Origin of the sequence: Nocardia sp. NPDC058497, assembly GCF_042720195.1 — a bacterium.
Lineage (GTDB): Bacteria > Actinomycetota > Actinomycetes > Mycobacteriales > Mycobacteriaceae > Nocardia.
This window is the reverse complement of the sequence record NZ_JBHXMY010000228.1, coordinates 1-323: the sequence shown is the minus strand read 5'-3', so window position 1 is coordinate 323 and position 323 is coordinate 1. Positions and strand designations below refer to the sequence as shown.

General features: G+C 56.0%; 1 protein-coding gene. It reads right to left on the bottom strand.

Going from position 1 to position 323, the window contains the following annotated elements; all coding sequences use genetic code 11:
* Nucleotides 1-27: 27 nt before the first annotated feature.
* Nucleotides 28-243 (bottom strand): hypothetical protein, encoded by a 216-nt coding sequence (locus tag ACFWPJ_RS16940; protein ID WP_378852322.1) that lies wholly within the window; start codon nucleotides 241-243, stop codon nucleotides 28-30.
* Nucleotides 244-323: the final 80 nt, after the last annotated feature.

Here is a 323-nt window from a genome sequence, read left to right as displayed (position 1 = left end):
GTTTTCTTTATCTAACCCATGTTTCACCTAGATCGCCAGCCCGGTTTCCTCACTGGCGCGACCGATCATATCGACGAAGCGTTTCCGCGCGGCCGAGTCGCCCTGCAGGTCGGACATATCACAGATCGGCGGCTCGAAACTGTCGTCGAACACGTCGCCGGGGCTTTCCTCGAGCGAATAATCGAGGTCTTTCTCCACCACCCCGAACTTGCCGAGCGCTTCATTGGAATTGCTGGAACCCACGTTGTCACCTCTGAATGAATCCGAGCCGTCGACGGACGACTACATTTGCACACGGCGTCGAATGAGGCTCAAGAAAACAC